14 protein-coding genes and 1 pseudogene are annotated in these 17,695 nt (G+C 59.2%); 9 read left to right on the top strand and 6 right to left on the bottom strand.

Annotation, left to right across the window (positions count from 1 at the left end; all coding sequences use genetic code 11):
* Positions 1-9 precede the first annotated feature (9 nt).
* The 3 genes from QA640_RS10265 to QA640_RS10275 are packed head-to-tail and all read right to left on the bottom strand — an operon-like array spanning position 10 to position 2,996.
* On the bottom strand, positions 10-1,338 hold the full coding sequence (locus tag QA640_RS10265) for a c-type cytochrome (RefSeq protein ID WP_283040550.1): 1,329 nt from the start codon (positions 1,336-1,338) through the stop codon (positions 10-12).
* Positions 1,335-2,732 (bottom strand): cbb3-type cytochrome c oxidase subunit I, encoded by a 1,398-nt coding sequence (locus QA640_RS10270; RefSeq protein WP_283040551.1) that lies wholly within the window; start codon positions 2,730-2,732, stop codon positions 1,335-1,337. Before QA640_RS10270 ends, QA640_RS10265 begins: the two co-directional genes overlap by 4 nt.
* A gap of 24 nt (positions 2,733-2,756) precedes the next feature.
* Positions 2,757-2,996 carry a hypothetical protein gene (locus tag QA640_RS10275; RefSeq protein ID WP_283040552.1) on the bottom strand — a complete coding sequence of 80 codons (240 nt, stop codon included), beginning with the start codon at positions 2,994-2,996 and terminating at the stop codon, positions 2,757-2,759.
* A 602-nt stretch (positions 2,997-3,598) separates the two neighbouring features.
* Here QA640_RS10275 and QA640_RS10280 point away from each other — a divergent pair.
* Positions 3,599-3,889 carry a hypothetical protein gene (locus tag QA640_RS10280; protein WP_283040553.1) on the top strand — a complete coding sequence of 97 codons (291 nt, stop codon included), beginning with the start codon at positions 3,599-3,601 and terminating at the stop codon, positions 3,887-3,889.
* Between the two features lie 4 nt (positions 3,890-3,893).
* Positions 3,894-4,427 carry a cytochrome b/b6 domain-containing protein gene (locus QA640_RS10285; protein ID WP_283040554.1) on the top strand — a complete coding sequence of 178 codons (534 nt, stop codon included), beginning with the start codon at positions 3,894-3,896 and terminating at the stop codon, positions 4,425-4,427.
* Between the two features lie 503 nt (positions 4,428-4,930).
* Here QA640_RS10285 and QA640_RS10290 read toward each other — a convergent pair.
* A complete protein-coding gene (locus QA640_RS10290; protein ID WP_283040555.1) occupies positions 4,931-5,347 on the bottom strand; it encodes a cupin domain-containing protein in 417 nt (138 codons plus the stop codon).
* 720 nt (positions 5,348-6,067) lie between these two features.
* On the opposite strand from QA640_RS10290, the gene QA640_RS10295 reads away from it, so the two are divergent.
* Positions 6,068-6,547 (top strand): redoxin domain-containing protein, encoded by a 480-nt coding sequence (locus tag QA640_RS10295; RefSeq protein ID WP_283040556.1) that lies wholly within the window; start codon positions 6,068-6,070, stop codon positions 6,545-6,547.
* A 303-nt stretch (positions 6,548-6,850) separates the two neighbouring features.
* Positions 6,851-7,045 (top strand): annotated as a pseudogene (locus QA640_RS10300) (helix-turn-helix domain-containing protein); the annotation flags it as partial.
* Between the two features lie 205 nt (positions 7,046-7,250).
* Here QA640_RS10300 and QA640_RS10305 read toward each other — a convergent pair.
* Positions 7,251-8,291 carry a hypothetical protein gene (locus QA640_RS10305; protein ID WP_245473817.1) on the bottom strand — a complete coding sequence of 347 codons (1,041 nt, stop codon included), beginning with the start codon at positions 8,289-8,291 and terminating at the stop codon, positions 7,251-7,253.
* Between the two features lie 971 nt (positions 8,292-9,262).
* Between QA640_RS10305 and QA640_RS10310 the strand changes: the two genes are divergently transcribed.
* The 5 genes from QA640_RS10310 (at position 9,263) to QA640_RS10330 (ending at position 17,295) form a co-directional block, all read left to right on the top strand.
* Complete coding sequence (locus tag QA640_RS10310) at positions 9,263-10,384, top strand: efflux RND transporter periplasmic adaptor subunit (RefSeq protein ID WP_283042760.1); 1,122 nt, start codon at positions 9,263-9,265, stop codon at positions 10,382-10,384.
* Positions 10,381-13,554 carry a multidrug efflux RND transporter permease subunit gene (locus tag QA640_RS10315; protein ID WP_283040557.1) on the top strand — a complete coding sequence of 1,058 codons (3,174 nt, stop codon included), beginning with the start codon at positions 10,381-10,383 and terminating at the stop codon, positions 13,552-13,554. The genes QA640_RS10310 and QA640_RS10315 overlap by 4 nt, the downstream gene beginning before the upstream one ends.
* A 75-nt stretch (positions 13,555-13,629) precedes the next feature.
* Positions 13,630-14,547 carry an NADP-dependent oxidoreductase gene (locus tag QA640_RS10320; protein WP_283040558.1) on the top strand — a complete coding sequence of 306 codons (918 nt, stop codon included), beginning with the start codon at positions 13,630-13,632 and terminating at the stop codon, positions 14,545-14,547.
* 89 nt (positions 14,548-14,636) lie between these two features.
* On the top strand, positions 14,637-15,092 hold the full coding sequence (locus tag QA640_RS10325; RefSeq protein WP_283040559.1) for a (2Fe-2S)-binding protein: 456 nt from the start codon (positions 14,637-14,639) through the stop codon (positions 15,090-15,092).
* A gap of 4 nt (positions 15,093-15,096) precedes the next feature.
* On the top strand, positions 15,097-17,295 hold the full coding sequence (locus QA640_RS10330) for a xanthine dehydrogenase family protein molybdopterin-binding subunit (RefSeq protein WP_283040560.1): 2,199 nt from the start codon (positions 15,097-15,099) through the stop codon (positions 17,293-17,295).
* A 211-nt stretch (positions 17,296-17,506) separates the two neighbouring features.
* Here the strand turns inward: QA640_RS10330 and QA640_RS10335 are convergent, their stop codons facing one another.
* Positions 17,507-17,689 carry a hypothetical protein gene (locus QA640_RS10335; RefSeq protein ID WP_283040561.1) on the bottom strand — a complete coding sequence of 61 codons (183 nt, stop codon included), beginning with the start codon at positions 17,687-17,689 and terminating at the stop codon, positions 17,507-17,509.
* Positions 17,690-17,695: the final 6 nt, after the last annotated feature.

Below are 17,695 nucleotides of genomic sequence, written 5' to 3' on the forward strand. Positions count from 1 at the left end.
CGTCGCCTCCTATTTTTCAGCACGGAGCTTCGTGATCTCGGCAGGCGTCACCAACGGCCCGTGGTTACCCCATGACGTGCGCTCGTGATTGATGATATCGGCGATCTGCTGATCAGACAGTCGGTCAGCGAACGGCGGCATCTCTACTTCGTACTTCTGGCCGTCGATTGCCTTACCGCTAAGGCCGCGCAGCATGGTGGTGATATGTTCGGCAGGGTCCGTGGCATTAACGACCGGATCGCCTGCAAGCGGCGGAAATGTGCCAGGAACGCCTTTGCCCTCGGCGCCGTGGCAGACGCCGCAGTTGTCGGCGAAGAGCTTCGATCCTTCCGCAGCATCGAACGTCGGTGCCGGGGGCGTTACCGGCGAGACCTGTTTCGGCGTCGTTGCCTGCTTCTGCAGTGGTTCGTTGGCGCGAGCCGCGACGACATCAGCCGCACTGATTAAGGCACCACGATTGCCCCACGAGGATCGCTCGTAATTGATGATGTCAGCAATCTGCTGATCAGACAATTGATCGGCAAACGCCGGCATTTGCGCTTCATAGCTCTGGCCATTGATTACCCGCCCGCCAAGTCCGTGCAGCACAGCGCCAATATGTGCCGTGGGATCGGCGTCGTTAACCACCGGATCTCCGGCGAGCGGCGGAAACGTTCCCGGCACACCCTTGCCTTCCGCACCATGGCAGGATGCGCAGTTGTCGGCGAACAATGCGGCACCCTTGGTGGCGTCAAACCCCAGGGACCCGCTCGAAGGACTCTCAGTCGCGGCGCGGGACTGCGTCGGAACGAGCGGGGGCTGCTTCAGGGACAACAAATAGGCTACGAGCGCCTTGCCGTCCTCGTTGGGGATGACGGTCCCGCCTGGCGCGAACTGGGGCGGCAATGGCACCGCTTTCTCTCCCGGAGGTAGTTTGTCCACAATCTTGAACAGCCAGGGGAAGGCCGGCATGATCGATTGAGGCACAACTGCTCGCGGTTGATAGAGATGAATGTACTGCCATATGCTACTCGACTGCCGCGCGCCGATATTGCTCAAGTCTGGACCAGTGCGCTCCGAACCTAGTAATTCCGTAGTCTGGTAGGCATAATCGCCCGGCGCAGACGGGCGGCCAAACGGCTTATCTCCAGAGAGCGGGCGTACTTGCTGGGTATGGCAATAGAAGCAGCCTTCGGAGACATAGACATCTCGACCCCGCGCCTCAATCGAGGTTAGTGGCTTAAGGCCCGGCGTCGGTGGCACCTTCGACAGCCAGATCCCCGGCAGCACGCCCATAAGAATCGCTAATCCAGTGTAGATCAGCGTTGAACCGCCAGAAATGGCCAATGTCCTGTTCATGCCGGCACCGTCTTGGCTGCCGCAAGCTTGGTGCAGGACCTACCGTAGGTCATTGTCCAGACGTTGAAAGCGAAGACAAGATGGCCGGCGAACATCAGCGAGCCGCCGACGGAGCGCCACAGCCAGTATGGCGCGGCATCTTCGACCGACTGGATGAAGGTGAGTCCTCGAAACCAATCGAGCCCCTGAACGGTGCCGGCGGCCGATAGCGCCGCAACGTATATGACAACGCCGACGGCGGACAGCCAGAAATGTATGCCCATGGTCAGGTTGTAGGGGTACTTGCCAGTGGCGCGCGGCAACAGCGCATAGATGCCGCCCCAGATCGCGAAAGTGACGAAGCCATACATCGTCAGGTGCGAGTGCCCTACCGTGTAATTGGTCAGATGCCAAAGCTGCTGCAGGGAGCGAAACGCCTCGAATGTGCCTTGTGTCGAACCCAGTATATAGCCGTAGACGCCGACGAGGATGAAAACCGCGGGCGAGCGATATATCCATTCGTGAGTCCCCCGGAAGGTGAGAAGGAAGTTTGCGGTGCCGCTCAGCACTGGAACCAGCATGGCCACACTGAAGACGATGGCCGTAGTCTGCAGCCACCATGGTAGTGGACTGAATTCAAAATGATGAGCTCCGATGATCGGATAGAAGATGAGATTGGTCCAAAATGCAAAGACGCCGAGAGAATATGAATAGATCGGCCGGTTCAAGAGCTTCGGCAGCGCATAGTAGGACACTCCGAGCGATAGAGGCGTGAACCATAGTCCGACGGCGTTATGCATGAAGAAGGCTTGTACCGCGACCTGACCCAGTCCGTACTGATACCAGGGCAACATCGACACCACGACCATAACAATCGTCCACAGCGTGCCCCCGATAGTATACCAGTTAGAAATATAGATATGCTCGTCATCCCGGCGCTCGACAGTGGCGATCATATTCCAGACCGCGGTGATCAAGCCGAGTCCAAGGATTGCGCGAATCCACCACAGCCATTCGCGATACTCCTGGCCGTAGGTGAAGCCGAGATCGAGTGTGACCGTGCCCAGCACGGCGGCGACATTGAGGAGCGCAAGACTGATCCATGCGAGGCGCTCGCTGTAGAGCCTTGCGCCAGAACTGCGCGCGGCGACAAACAGCGCAAGCCCAATCAGCGCCTGGCTCGCCCAGGCATAAAACGTTCCGCTGGTGTGTATCGCGCGCAGCCGACCGAACGACAGCGCTGGCGTGGTCGCGAAATCCGGGTAAGCGAATTTGAAGCTGACGAGGAGCCCCACGGCCGTGGCGAATACAAGCCAGATTGTTGCCGAGGCCACGTACGCCGCGAGCACCCGTGCCAAAACACGGTCATCCGGAGGGAGCGCGCGAAGTGGAATGGCTGCAGCGCTATCGGACATCATCCGTCTCCTCGACGACGTTGTTCAGCGTTGCCCTGAGGCGCACCAAAAGCGTGACGTCAGCGGCATTGCAACCGGGCCGGCGTTATCGGGAGAATCCGGCGCGATCACTTTGTCCTTATTTTTGTAGCTGAGCTGGTCGGAAACATGGATCGTTTCGCCGATCCTGTCTGCCGTTACGTACCGGTAGCCATCTTCCCATGGTTCGCCGAAATCGGCGGCTTTACCACTTACTGAAGCCGGGTTTACGCCGTTGCTTTGCATATCGAGCCTCCTGGCTTCTCGATCTGATCGCGTGTTGGTGACGTCATTTGAAAGCTGCGGTATGACGACGCGTTGGAGAATGAGCTTGCAAGGCCGCCAAGGGAAATCACCTTTCGATATAGAGTCGATATACGATCGTTATCGCCCACCAACAGCGTCGTAGTGAGGAATGCCACCCGTCGCATCTCCAGAGAGCTGATCGCCTAGGTTGCGACAAGGGTAAGCGGGCGTCGCTATGGAACGAGCAAAACTCGATTTGTCCAAAGGCGCGAGCGCCAGTCGCTTGGATATGCGCCTGCAGGCATTCCACGCTATGGCGTCGTCACACCGCGGAGGCGGCAATAACGATCGTCTATCGACTCTATGGCGAAAGGTGATTTCACTCGGCGCAGTTGCAGGGTCATTCTTCAACCGTCGTCATTCAAATACTAAATGCCGCCAACGAGACGCGACCAGCGTGAAAAGCAACGAGGGTCGATATGAAAGACAACAGTTTGAGGTCGGTGATGCGATCCATGTCTCTGGCCAACTCAGCCGGCAAGAAAATGGCAACCTGATAGCGCCTGCTTCTCGATGAATTCGGTCGGCTGGCGGAGGTTTCGATGATGGAACGACAGATGCGAGCGACCGACGCCAATGCCGTCAACAGTTCAGCGCGCTTCGGAGCAACGCTGGACACCGCGGTTCGGGAGAGGCTTCATGTCCTCGTCGTCGCCGCATTCGCCGCGGCGGGCAACGTGCGCTGGGAGGCGTGCGGCACGCCTCGATGCGCCAGCAACCTGGTCGGTGTGGCGAGACTGGCCTTTACTGAACAGCTCGTCGAAATCACCTTCAGGGTGACGCGGCCCGGAGCCAGAGGCGAAGCCGCGGTGGTGAATTTCCAAGTTAGGTAATCGCTTGCGCACCACTTCTTCTCGCTACGGCGTCGGCGCCCGATTGTTCCATTGGCTGACGGTCGTGCTGGTTCTTGTCGCTTATGTGCTGAGCAGTGGCGATGGCTACTCGCTCTATTCCGCCTCCGCGGACGGGCTTCGGAGGATTCACGAGACGCTCGGAGTTCTTGTTTTCAGTGTCGTCGTACTGCGGTTGGTATGGAGGCTGATCGACAGCGCGCCAGCGAAGCAGTCGATGCCGCGATGGATGACCCTGATCGCGCAGCTCGTCCACTTCGTGCTTTATGTGTTCCTCATTGCGATTCCAACAACGGCCGTGGTTGGTACCTGGCTTGAGGGGATTCCCGTCACTCTTCCCGGATTCGACATCGCTCCGCAGATCACGAAAGCGCATGGTCTGGGTCATCTGATGATGGAAATACATGCCACGCTAGGTAACGCCATCCTCTGGGTTGCCGGCGCGCATACGGCCGCGGCCCTCTTCCACTACTTTTATCTGCGTGATGAAGTGTTTCAGTCGATGATTCCCGGCGCATGAATGATCAGTCCGAGTACCGCGGAGAGCCGTATTCCCTCTGAAATTGGCGATGTTTGCTTGCAAAATTCACTGAATCTCATGCGCTGCCGCTCCAACTGACGGGAGTTCGTCGCGACAGCGCACTGACACAAATACGGTAGATGATGCCAAAGTCCGTGCCTCCTGCAGGAAGCCGAGGTCGCCCTCGACCGCCGTTGTTAGCTGGTGCAATTTGAGTCGCCGAATTGCCGATTACCCAATCAAGTCTAGCGACATTGAGGCTCGTTTGTTCGACGTCGCGCAAGTAGTTTGCGCAATCGTAGCGCGTGAAGATCTGCGTTGGGGTTGCCGATCCTGCCGCAAACAGCCCCGACGGCGCGGGCAGTTGGCTTGTCGTAGAATGTGCTAGCGAGCGTGGCTAAGATCCGTTCGATGCGGTGCAGGCCCGGCGAACCGAGTGAACGCATTGTACTCGTCTATCGTTAGCTCCTTGAGGACGTTCGTTGCTCACTGCGTCTGAAGCGTCAGTTGGTAGGAGTGGTGAGCGGGCTGTCATTGGTGTCAAGGACGAACAGGGCGAGCAGCTTCGCCGGCTCGGTCTTGCTCGCGTTGCGGCTGATCGAGTGAAGCGAACCCGGAGATTCAGACCAGCTCTCGCCGGCCCGATAGATGCGCGTCTCGCTATCATTTACCTTCGACTCGATCGCGCCGGAGATCACATATGCATAGACAAAAGCAGAGTTCGCGTGGGTGTGGGGCGGAGAGGCCGCGCCCGGTGCGTAATCGACTTCCACAGCAATCAGCGACTTGCCAGGGATATTGGGAATAGCCGCCTCGAAGTTCTTCGTGACGGTTTCCGCCCCGCTATCATGGGCGCAAATAGGGCCGGTCATCGAGAAGGCGAGAGCGGCGCTGAGGACGATAATGGTTTGGATCTTCATGGGCTTTGTCCTTTTGAGCAACAAGTCGGAAAGATGATGATCCTCGATAGGAAAATCACGATCGTATCCGTTATAACGGGCGGGAAGAGGTCGTCACGAGACTGGCTATTTCAAATCTTATCTGAAACTCGTGGTGGAACGTTGGGCTCGCTTGAGCGATGCTAAGCTGACGTCACCTCACGGGAAAATGTCTGACTGTTATTGTTTCCATTCCAACGCGTCCATTGTGCTGATGAGGTCCGACGCGAGAGGAGCCCGCGTGCCGCACGCACCTGGAGAATTAGGTGTGCCACGTCAACGCTACACATGACGTCATTGGCGCCATGCAATGTCAGTCCAGGAGGGGATAGGCGGCCGTTTGCCGCAGGCTGGGACGTTGATCGATTGCCGAGGCGGCGGGTTTCTGCAGACGCGGCCGGGGCGCACTGCGCGAGTGACTATAACTATCGTTTATTGATTTTATGGCGACAATCAATTTTGCGTTGCCGACGTCCTTTGGTCAATCTCCGAGCTAACGTCGTATAATTCGATCCTGCGACCGACATACAATGTCGGCTTGAGAAGCTAGGCGGCTCGATAATGCGAAGCAACGACCTCATCGAATCGGCGCGCCTTCCGGAGATGGGATCAGCGAAGAGACCTGGTCACCGGATGCGGGGCCGTTCTTGAGGAAGCCGCGGGCGATTTGAGCGCCTTGCGGTTCAAACAGTGAGGCCGATTATGATGCTGCAAAACGGCGACACCTTTCCATCTCTTACTTTCGCTCGCGTCGGGGGCGGAAAAATCAGCCTGCCTGCCGATCTTGCAGGTTGGTTCGGCGTGGTTTTATTCCATCGTGGCTCCTGGTGCCCGTACTGCAACGCTCAGCTCGCTGCTTTCGCGCGAGCGGCAGACAAATTCGTCGGTGAAGGCATCAAGGTCGTCTCGGTATCGGTAGACGACCGGGAAAAGTCGGAAATGCTCGTCGAAAAGCACAAAATCGGTTTCCCCGTCGCTTACGGTGCTGACGCGCGAGCGGTTTCCGCGGTGACCGGCGCCTTCGTTAATGACGATCCCGTCTGTCTCCAGGCAACCGGCTTCGTCCTGAACCCGGAAGGCCAAGTGGTGACGGCCGTCTATTCGACCCGCGCGATCGGCCGTCTGATGCCTGACGATGTGCTCGGTTTTGTCCGCCACCTCAAATCTTTGGCAAAAAATTGAAAGCAGCAAAGCAGCGGGGGATTAGCTGGGAGATCGATGGATGGCGCACGTGTCTGGATGGCGCTTGGCCGGGGACATGATTCAGGAAAGTTTTGCGTGGTTGGTTAGGGTTCCGCCACGACGTCTGCAGCGGCTCACTTAGTCAGATAACGGCAACACTTTCGACGAAGTGCTGGCATTCCGGTTTTGGAAGCTATCTAAGTTGGCGAACGTTGCTCTAGCAGGTCCCATCAGGGCGAAGGTCATTCCTGCAACCAAACAAAAGATCGTGCTATGATCTCGGCCTAGCTAGTCCGAAGAGCAAGAATTGCTTTTGCGATCGATCAACTCTCGGTCGGGCGTTCAATCTCGCGCGTCGCGGCAGATGTCGGCTTCAGCAGCGTTGCCGCGTTCTCGTTTGCCTTCCGGCAGTTAATGAAAATGCCACCGACTGCCCTTCTTCACCATCTTCCGAAGCGGGTAGTCTCGTCAGTAGGAGAATGCGATAGTACGCCTTAGATTGGTTATAGGGTAGCTGCAGCACCGCAAGTGCCGATGACCTGGGCGATGGAGCGTAAACGGAAGCGGGTCGGGACTTCTCCGTCAGGTCCCATCGGCGATCGCCGGATCGTAGTCATAGCTTGGCAGCGCCACACGATGAGACGTATGGTTTCCACGGGCCTCGCTGAAAAAGGCGCATGCCAGGCAATTTTGTGGTCGAAACTCACGAAGCGAATGCACCAATTCTGATTCCAGACATTCCGGCGATTATCGCTGATGCTACGACGGCGCTTATAGCGATGCAGACACCCCAAAGTCGACCGGCAGTACGTTGATCGACACCGTGTGCGATCAGCACCACCCTTAATCCTGAAGCGAGGTGGCTCAAGACAAAGAAGACTCCGAGCGCGTAGTGAGGGAGCAGACGGATGTTCCAAGCGTCATGAATGAGCCCAGTCGGAGCTCCGATCGCGAAGTTCCAATCCGTGGGTATGCCGAGAAAGCTTCGTGCGTAGACGAAGACCGAATTCATGTGGCCGAGAATGAAGACTGAGAGATAGGCGCCCGAAGCGACCTGATAGGTCCTCTGGAAGTCATGCGCCGAGGCGCTCCACCGCCACGCCAGAAGGAGGCCGGTCCCTATCTGGAAAAGCATGGTTGCAACCAACAAGGGTTCACCTACGGCAGAGCGATAAACCACGCGTCCGATCTTCATCACTGCGGCGTGCGCATCAGGACCTATCAAGCCGAACAGATGGTTCGCTAGATGAAACACCACATATAGGCTCAGGACCACGGCCGTTACTCCATGGACAACCCGCCAACCTCCGACCACAGGCTCAGCTGATTCAGCCGGACCTCTTGCAGACTGCGACCATTTCGCGATTGCGAGCCAGATCGCGCACCAGATGACCTCATCGGGAATAGGGCTCTTGATTAGGGCTTGCACAACGCCGAGAAAAACATAGAGCGTCGGCGACACAACGCTCGCATAGGCGAGGCGTCTTGAACCGGGATCGGACGTTGGTCGACAAGCTAGAGCGATCCCGAGGAACGGCACCACGAACGCAACGACCAAAACACTGGTCGCGCAGGCGATTGCGACGGGTGGCAGGCTTGCGGCTTGCGTGCCGACGATAGCATGGAAAGCATTGAGCAGAAATGGATAACAAATCGCCGCCGCCGCCGGCGCAAGAGCGACATAGCCATCGCGCTTCTCGAGACGCCTACTGCGATTTTGCCCGTGAACAATTGCGTCCATCATCCACCCTACAGAGTCACGGTTAAGAAACCGGGTTCGAGACGACTTCCGAGATAGGCGGGCTTCGAGTATTGTCTGCGTCGCGCATCGGTGTTCCGATCAATCGTTCATTGCCGGGTGGAGTGTCTCTTTCGATCAATCACCGTCTTCATTGTGCTTTTGAATGTTCGACCGGTGTCATAGCAAGAGAAGGTGGCGTCAGTCGAAGCTTCCGCCGAAGGCAAGTAATGTCCTGATAGAACGGCGGATCTTAGCACACAAGCTGCCCAATTCGCCTATGAGCCGCTAGCCGGCTAAAATGTATTTGAGTTATTCATGCGCATCATGAATGGCTCACCTTTACTGTTCGTAGTGCGTGTCGCTCGCGCAGGTTACTGATGAGCGTCTCTTCGAGCTCGCGACCGAAGTCGCGGCAACGGTGTGCGTGTCGTGACGCCGTTCCTTGCGCCTCAACGCGGCTCAGGAGTCTTTGCTGAAACGAAGCGCCGGGCTCAGCGTGCGGTGTGGTCGTGCATTCCGACTACATAATCATGCTAATCGGAAAGCAGCAATAACCATCGTTTATCAAGTCGATGTCGAATTGTAATTTCCCTTCGCCGTGCTGCAGGGTCACTCTCTAAAGCATCTTCGTGTCGTAACGTTCAACGCTGAACCGACACGCGGAACACGATGCTATTGGAGAGTCGACATGCAATGCAGCGGCGCAATTGAGGCTGTCGCGTCTCTTGGCGGTGCCGTCAGCCAAGTTATCTACTTCCAAGACATTGCTGCCGCTCGTGCGGTAATTGCCTTTGTATCGATCGAACATGACCGCAAACTTCGCAAGGCCGCAAGATACCTGTCTCAGTCAATGCGGCGTTCTAGCTCGTTTGGGAGAGCCGGAAGTGAGTGCGGCTGACGAAATGGCTGTGGCGATCCGGTTCATCCGACGTCTGTTCCGTCGCTTTCGCCGATGCGTCGGCGCATCGATCTGTATGCTGTTTGCGCTTGCGCTCGCTGGCTGCAACGAGAAGGCGCAGTCGCAGGTGGCCGCGCCTCCGCCGTCCGTTACGGTGGCGCAACCGGTCAAACGCACCGTCACCGACTGGGACGAGTTCACCGGCAGGTTCGAAGCGATCCAGGAGGTGCAAGTCCGTGCCCGCGTCGGCGGCTTTGTCACCAGTGTCGAGTTCAAAGACGGCGACATGGTGCACGCCGGCGATCTGCTCTACATCATCGACCCGCGCCCGTTCGAGGCGGTGGCGACGCAAGCGGACGGTCAGCTTGCCGATGCGCGCGCCAAGACAGAGCTGGCCAAGCGCGAGCTTGAGCGCGGGCTCACCCTCGTAAAGACCAGTGCTGTCTCCGAGCAAGTCGTCGACCAGCGTCGCGCGGCATTGGAGGCCGCTCACGCCGCTGAGACTATTGCCGAAGGCGCGCTAAAGGCCGCCCAGCTTAATGTCGAATTCACGCATGTGGTGGCACCGATAACCGGCCGCGTCAGCCGTCATTTTGTGAGCGTCGGCAACCTCGTGCAGGGGAGCGACAACGGCGGCTCGACGCTACTTACCACGATTGTTTCAATGGACCCAATGTACGTATATTTCGACGTTGACGAGGCGACCTATCTTAAGAACAACAAACTGTGGTTTGAGGGTAAGCGGCCGAGCTCACGCGATACGCCTAATCCAGTGCAGGTGGCGCTGACCGGCGAGACCAAACCATCGCACGACGGCCATATGGATTTCATCGACAATCGGCTCGACGTCTCCACCGGCACGCTTCGCAGCCGCGCGATCATCCCGAACCACGATCTATCCATCCTGCCCGGCCAGTTCGGCCGCGTGCGGCTAATTGGCTCCTCGCCCTATGAGGCGCTTCTTTTGCCAGATGTAGCGATCGCGACCGATCAGTCGCGCAAGATCGTGTTCGTGGTCAAGGATGACAACACTGTGGAAGCGCGTGCGGTTGAACTCGGTCCGTTGGATCAAGGACTGCGCGTTGTTCGCACAGGCCTGAAGCCGGAGGATCGTGTCATCATCGACGGCCTCCAGCGAGCACGCGTTGGCGCTAAGGTGAGCCCGCGCAGCGTCGAGATCAGCGGCAGTAAGTCATGAATCTCGGACGTCTTTCCGTCAATCAGCCCATTCTGGCGATGGTGCTGTCGATCGTGCTCTTGATTGTGGGCGCGATCGCGTACCAGACGCTGCCCGTCTCTGAATATCCGCAGGTAGTGCCGCCTACGGTTACGGTCACCACGCAATACCCCGGCGCCTCGGCACAGACTGTGTCCGATACGGTTGCAGCTCCCATCGAGCAGGAGATCAATGGGGTCGAGGACATGCTGTACTTGTACAGCCAGGCGACCTCCAACGGCCAGCTCACGATAACCGTGACTTTCAAGCTTGGCACCGATCTCGACAAGGCCCAAGTGCTGGTGCAGAACCGCGTCGCGATCGCGCAGCCGCGGCTGCCGGAGGAGGTGCAGCGCAACGGAGTAGTCACCCGTAAGAACTCACCCGACATCCTGATGGTCGTGTTCATGCTGTCGCCCGACGATAGCTTCGACCAGCTCTACATATCGAATTATACGCTGTTGCAGGTGCGCGACCAGCTTCTGCGGCTCGATGGCATTGGCGACATCCAGATGTTTGGCGCGCGCGACTATTCGATGCGGTTGTGGCTCGATCCTGACCGGATCGCCAATCTCGGTATGACCTCTAGCGACGTCATTGCCGCGGTCCGGGCCCAAAACCTGCAGATCGCGGGCGGCCAGATCGCAGAGCCACCGATTGCGGATCGCGCATTCCAGCCGAACCTGGTCTTCACTGGGCGCCTCAAGGATATCAGGCAATTCGAGGACATCGTGGTGAAGGCTGGTTCCGACGGCCGTACCGTACGGCTGCGCGACGTTGCGCGGATCGAGCTTGGCGCGCTGGCCTACACTACCAACAGCTTCATACTACGAAAGTCAGCCGTTGCGATGGTGGTGACGCAGCGGCCCGGATCGAACGCGCTCGCCACCGCGAAACATATCTCCGACACGATGGTGCAGCTCAAGGCGAGCTTCCCAAAGGGGCTCGATTACAACATCGGCTACAATCCGACCGAATTTATCGCCCAGTCGGTTCATGAGCTAATCAAGACGATTTACGAGGCGATGGCGCTCGTGGTCATCGTGGTGCTGGCGTTCCTTCAAGGTTGGCGGCCTGCGATCATTCCAATTGTTGCGATCCCGGTGTCGCTGGTCGGCACATTTGCAGCGATGGCTGTGCTCGGCTTCGGCATCAATAACCTTACGCTGTTCGGCCTCGTACTTGCGGTCGGCATCGTGGTAGACGATGCCATCGTGGTTGTGGAGAATGTCGAGCGACATCTCCAGGCAGGTATGAGCCGGCGCGAGGCGGCTCTCAAGACGATGGAGGAGGTCGGCGGCGCGCTGGTCTCGATCGCCCTCGTGCTCTGCGCGGTGTTCGTGCCGACCGCGTTCCTCGGCGGCATTTCCGGGCGATTCTTCCAGCAATTCGCCGTCACAATCGCGGTCGCGACCGCGATCTCTTGCTTCTGTTCGCTAACGCTGTCGCCAGCACTGGCCTCCCGAATTCTTACTCGGCATGAGCAGAATCGTCCAACGGCGCGCTGGAACATCGTTGCACGGGGTTGGGACGGCTTCACCGCGCTTTTCAATTGCATCTTCGAGCGCCTAGCGCATGGCTACGCGGCCGCCACCGCCTTCGTGATCCGACACACGGTGGTGATGCTGGCAATCTACCTCGCGCTGATCGGCGGCGCTGGCTGGCTGCTCGCCACCACTTCTCAGGGCTTCATCCCGGCGCAGGATCGTGGTTATCTGATCATCTCGGTGCAATTGCCGGGCGCCGCGTCGCTGGTGCGGACCACCGCGGTGGTGCGGGAAATCGAGCGAATTGCGCTGGATACGCCAGGGATCATCCGTGTCGCGGCGTTTGCTGGCTTCTCCGGCGCGACCCGCACGCAGGCGGGCAACGCCGCGGCACTGTTCCCCGTCTTCGACGACCCCGAGGCGCGAGTTAGGAAGGGCCTGACTGCCAGCGTGATCACTGCGGATCTGCGAAAGCGGCTGTCGGCGATCCAGGGCGCCTTCATCATCGTCATCCCACCGCCTGCGGTGCCAGGCATCGGCACCGGCGGCGGCTTCGCCATCCGCATCCAGGATCGACAGGGGCGCGGTCCCGAGTTGCTCGGAGCTGCCACGGACGAACTCGTGGCCGCCGCGCGGAAGTCGCCAAACCTAACGTCGGTGTTCTCGCCGTTCACGGCGAATACGCCGCAGCTATTCGTCGACATCGATCGCGTGAGGGCGCAGAAGCTCGGTGTTCCCATCGCCAGCATTAACGATACGATCCAAACCTACTTCGGTTCGACCTATGTCAACGATTTCAACCTGTTTGGGCGCACCTATCATGTCACCGCGCAGGCAGATCTGCCATTCCGAAGAGAGGCCTCTGATTTGGCGCGGCTGCGTACCCGCAACGCGGCCGGTGACATGGTTATGCTGGGGAGCGTAGTGGACTTCAAGGATATCTCCGGGCCCGATCGTGTCGCGCGCTACAATCTCTACTCAGCATCCGAGCTGCAGGGCGAGCCGGCGCCAGGCGTGAGCTCGAAGACCGCGCTCAACACCATCAAGCTATTGGCCGACAAAACATTACCGAGCGGTTTTTCTTTCGAATGGACCGATCTGTCCTATCAACAGGTGACGGGTGGCAATGCCGGGCTCTATGTGTTCCCGATCTGTGTGCTGTTCGTCTATCTGGTGCTGGCGGCGCAGTACGGCAGTTGGACGCTACCACTCGCGGTGATCCTGATCGTGCCGATGTGCCTCTTCGCGGCCACCATCGGCGTGCGCATCATGGGCGAGGACATTAACATCCTGACCCAGATCGGCTTCGTGGTGCTGGTGGGACTTGCGGCCAAAAACGCGATCCTGATCGTCGAGTTCGCGCGGGACATCGAGCTTGAGGGCAAACCGCGCCTGGAGGCGGTGATCGAGGCCTGCCGGTTGCGACTGCGGCCGATCCTGATGACCTCGTTCGCCTTCATCCTCGGCGTGCTGCCGCTCGTCGTCTCCACCGGACCCGGATCGGAGATGCGCCAGGCCGTCGGCGTGGCCGTGTTCTTCGGTATGCTCGGAGTTACGCTGTTCGGCCTAATCTTCACGCCGATCTTCTACATGGTCGTGCGCAACCTCGCGGAAGGAAAGGATGAGGGCAAGCCGACCCACGCGATGGCCGCCGCGGCGGAGTGAGTTGCGGTTACGCCGATCGAGATGAAGCCAGAACGGCCGCCGCCGAAGAGGCAAATGACCGAGGAGAGAATTCCCATGAAGGCGATCATTGTGACGGACCGGGCTGCGGGAACGGCCGGTATGAAGCTGGTGGAGCAGCCCGAGCCACAGGCAGCGATAAACGACGTCGTCGTTCAGGTTCGTGCGTCGGGTTTCACGTGGGATGAGCTGACGTGGCCCCCAACCTGGACCGATCGCCTCGATCATGACCGAACACCGTCGATCCCTGGGCACGAGTTGGCCGGAGTGGTCACCGCGCTCGGCTATGGCACGACGGGGCTGTCGGTGGGACAGCGGGTGTTCGGCCTCACGGACTGGTATCGCGACGGCACACTGGCTGAGTATGTCGCGGTCGAGGCTCGCAACCTCGCGGCGCTCCCGGGCGACGTCGATTTCACCGTGGGCGCGAGCCTGCCGATGCCGGGCCTGACCGCGTGGCAGGGACTGTTCGAGCACGGCCGCCTTCAGGCGGGGAAGAGCGTCCTGGCGCACGGCGCGGCTGGCGTAGTCGGTTCGATGGTGACCCAGCTCGCGCGAGAGGCCGGCGCCTACGTCATCGGCACCGGACGCGCTGCCGACCGTCAGAAGGTGCTCGACTTCGGCGCTCAGGAGTTCGTCGACCTCGAGAACGATGTTTTGGAAGACGTCGGCCAAATCGATCTGGTTTTCGATGTCTTCGGCGGCGACATCGGAAAGCGGTCGGCGCGGCTGGTTCGAGCCGGAGGAACCCTTGTTTCAATCGTCGGGCCAAGCGAGGAACGGCCCGCCAACGGCTTGGCAGTCGATTTCGTCGTCGAGTCCGATCGTGCCCAACTGCGTGAGATCGTCCAGCGAGTACGGGACGGCCGACTGCGGACGAATATTGGCAACATCGCGACCCTCGACGATGCCGTCGCTTCTTTCAACCGGACCGAGCGACGCAAGGGGAAGACTATCATCGGCGTTCGTCCGTAGGGACCCGTGCCCCTTGATGCATGCAGTCGGTCGGCGCGGTCCGGGTCGCCCGCCTCCGTCTAATCAGCCCTAGCCACCACGAGGTATCCATGGTTTTCACGTTAAAGATCAACGGCAAACCCCATGAGGTCGATGTCGACGGCGACACCCCACTGCTGTGGGTGCTCCGCGATGTGCTCGGTATGACCGGGACCAAGTTCGGCTGCGGCCAGGCGCTGTGCGGCGCCTGCACCGTGCATGTCGACGGCCAGCCGGTCCGCTCCTGCCAAACACTGGTCGACAGCGTTGGCGACAGCGCGGTCACCACGATTGAGGCGATCGGCCAGGCGCCGCAGGGTGCAGCCTTACAGAAGGCATGGCTGGAGCTGGAGGTGGCGCAGTGCGGCTACTGTCAGTCCGGCCAGATCATGTCGGCGGCTGCGCTCCTGAAGGACACGCCGAAGCCGACGGATAACGACATTGACGCCGCCATGTCGGGGAACGTCTGCCGATGCGGCACCTATCAGCGCATCCGCGCTGCGATAAGACACGCTGCGGGAGTTTGACATCATGCCTATTACGAGAGAGCAGATCGTCGATGGAACGGCGATGTCGCGGCGCGCTCTTCTGCAGGGCGCAGGCTTGCTGCTTGGTTTTGCGCTGACCGGTGCAAGCAAGGTATCCGTCTTCGCGGCACCCGCTTCGCGGGTGGTCGAAGATGAGGTCACGGGTGCGTTCGCGCCGAATGGATTTATACGGATCAATCCAACCGGCGACGTGACCCTGGTCATACCGATGGCCGAGATGGGACAGGGGGTTTACACTGCTCTCTCGATGCTTCTGGCTGAAGAACTGGAAGTGAAGCTTGACCAAATTCAGGTTCAGCATGCGCCGGCAAATGATACGCTTTACGCCAACTCGTTCCTGCACATTCAAACTACAGGTGCTTCCTCCTCTGTACGTGCCTTCTGGACGCCGCTACGTCAGGCAGGGGCGGTGGGCCGCAATCTGTTGATTGCGGCTGCCGCAAAGCGCTGGAATGTCGATCCAGCGACTTGCCGAGCCAAGGATGGCGTAGTTTTCAATGCCTCGGGCTCGAAGCATCTGACCTACGGCGCACTAGCGAAGGCTGCGGCGAAATTGCCCGTGCCGCCTGCGGCAAACGTGAAATTAAAGGATCCAAAAGGATTTCGCCTGATCGGCACGCGTGCCAAGCGCGTGGATTCATCCATAAAGGTCGATGGGCGTGCGCTCTACGGCATCGACACGCGATTGCCGGGAATGAAGGTCGCGGCGGTTGCTATTTCGCCCGTACTCGGTGGCAACGCGAAAACCGTGGACGAGAAGGCAGCACTGGCGGTGAAGGGCGTCCGACAGGTGATCAATATCGATGAAGCGGTTGCTGTGGTGGCGGATCACTTCGGTGCGGCGAAGAAGGGGCTCAAGGCAGCCACCATCACGTGGGACGATGGGCCGAATGGCAAGATCAGCAACACCGACATCGTCAAACAATTGGAGGAAGAATCCCAAAAGCCGGGCGCGGTCGCCCGCAATGATGGCGATGCAGGGAAGACTCTTGCGAAGGCGGCGCAACGGCTTGACGCCATTTATCAGGTACCTTTCCTCGCCCACGCGGCGATGGAGCCGATGAATTGCACCGTTCATCTGCAGAAGCATCGTTGCGACATCTGGGTTGGGACGCAGGCGATGGCGCTCACACAGTCTCTGGTCGTCGAACTCACCGGCCTGCCAAAGGATGCGATCAAGATTCACAATCATCTGATTGGCGGTGGCTTCGGCCGACGGCTGGAGGCGGATGGCACGGTGCTGGCCGTCAAGATCGCCAAGCACGTCGATGGCCCAGTGAAGGTGATCTGGAGCCGCGAGGAAGACATCCAGCACGACATGTATCGGCCGTACTACTTCGATCGGCTATCGGCTGCGCTTGATGCGGCCGGCAAGCCAATCGCTTGGACGCATCGGATCGCCGGCTCCTCGATTACCGCTCGATATATTCCCTCTTGGTTCAAGGACGGAGTAGACCTCGATGCCGTAGAATGCGCGGTCGGGCCTTATGCGCTGCCCAATATCCACGTGGACTATGTCCGGGTCGAACCCCCTGGTGTTCGGACTGCTTTCTGGCGCGGCGTCGGACCGACTCACAATGTCTTTGTAGTCGAAAGCTTCATGGATGAGCTCTCGCATGCCGCGAAACAGGATCCTGTCGCTTATCGCAAAGAATTGCTTAGTCACAATCCGCGAGCGCTTGCTGTTCTGTCCCTTGCCGCGGAAAAAGCAGGCTGGGGATCGCAACTTCCAGCCCGGAATGGCCGCGGGATTTCGGTACAATTCGCCTTCGGAAGTTACTTGTCGGCGGTCGCCGAGGTCGAAGTGGCGGCCGACGGTTCTGTCAAGGTCAAGCGGATCGTCTGTGCGGTTGATTGTGGCATGTGCGTCAATCCCGATACGATCGAAGCACAGGTTCAGGGTGGAACGATTTTCGGGCTAACCGCCGCGCTTCATGGCTCGATCACTTTCAAGGATGGGCGCGTCGAGCAGAGCAATTTCGATAACTATCTGCCGATGCGCATCGACGAAGTGCCGGTGGTGGAGACGCACTTGATTAGGAACGCAGAAGCTCCAGGTGGCATCGGTGAAGCTCCGACAGCGATTGCCAGTGCTGCAGTGACTAATGCGATCTTCGCCGCCACCGGCAAGCGTGTGCGCAGCCTGCCGATCGATACGGATTCGCTGAAGTCGTCGTCATAGTCCTTGCCTATCCCGGCGCGCTGCAGCGTGCGCGGGGACGATGGTGCAGAGCCGAGTGGGTCCAAACGAGACGATTTCGTGGAATGCACCATTCAAGGGCTGGGCTCAGATGGTGCGGCGCTGCGAGAGTGGTAGCAAGAAGTTGCTGCAGGAGCGCTGGATGGATCTTGCAACGGTCGATGGGTGAGTTGCCCCATGGCTACGCACCGTATTAATGGCTGGCGTTGTTGACATCATAAAGCCAGAGCTGACTTTTCAACGTATCCGTCCGGTGAAGCCCGGTGAAGGCCGCCTTGCCGAATGAGATGAGGGCGGCCGGCGTGCGGCCGCCCTCTACAGCCTCATCGCGGCGAACGCCAGACCTTGGAGGGCTATGCTTGATTAATTGCGACATGTGGCA

The organism is Bradyrhizobium sp. CB82 (genome assembly GCF_029714405.1).
Lineage (GTDB): Bacteria > Pseudomonadota > Alphaproteobacteria > Rhizobiales > Xanthobacteraceae > Bradyrhizobium.